We start from the raw sequence: 739 nt of genomic DNA on the forward strand, positions 1-739 counted from the left end.
AAGTACGTGCTTGTTCTTTTCTTTGCTGCAGCGATTCCTATCGACGTAGCTAAATGTGTTTTTCCTACACCACTTGGGCCTAAGAATACAATATTTTCATTGCCCTCTATGAAGCGTAAGCTAGCAAAGTCTAACATTTGCTCACGATTAACTGAAGGTTGAAAGCTGAACGCAAAGTCTGCAAGCTCTTTTTGATGGGGAAAGGCTCCAACCTTCACCATGGCATGAATCATATTATGCTCACGCACATCAATCTCATAGTTAGTGAGCTTTACAAACGTGTCCATGAACGAAAGCTTGTTATGGATGCTGAAGTCGACCACTTCATTCAAATGGCTCACCATCTGTTTGAGGCCCAGGTACTCTAGGTTTCGAACAGCTTGCTGGTAGGAGGTTACACTCATTCGTATGCACCCCCAATCGTGCGTAGATTCTTCTTAGCTAAGTCATTAATATCGGGATAACGTGGCATAGACAAGCTTAAACTTTCCCTGTAATGCTCCTCTGTGTAATTTAACACGGCGTTACCAATGGGATGTCGTACGAGAAGTTTCGTGTTATAATACGCATACAGATGATTGTCATAGACTTGTAGGCCTACCGTTTTTCCTTGATACCCAGCTGGTACTGAGTATTGCCTGGATTGGTAGGAGATCATGTTCGACGCATTGATCTTAACAAGCTTATGATGTATGCGATAGGAACTTCTTACACGCTCCGCTGGTAACGGGTGTAAGGA

General features: G+C 43.3%; 2 protein-coding genes. Both read right to left on the reverse strand.

Annotated elements, in window-relative coordinates:
- On the reverse strand, positions 1–404 hold a 404-nt coding region (locus E0496_RS33425), incomplete at its 3' end, for an ATP-binding protein (protein ID WP_161601664.1).
- The coding region (locus tag E0496_RS36320) for a Mu transposase domain-containing protein (RefSeq protein WP_421924801.1) at positions 401–739 on the reverse strand (339 nt) is incomplete at its 5' end. The genes E0496_RS36320 and E0496_RS33425, both read right to left, overlap by 4 nt.

This window comes from Paenibacillus luteus (assembly GCF_006542765.1).
Lineage (GTDB): Bacteria > Bacillota > Bacilli > Paenibacillales > Paenibacillaceae > Pristimantibacillus > Pristimantibacillus luteus.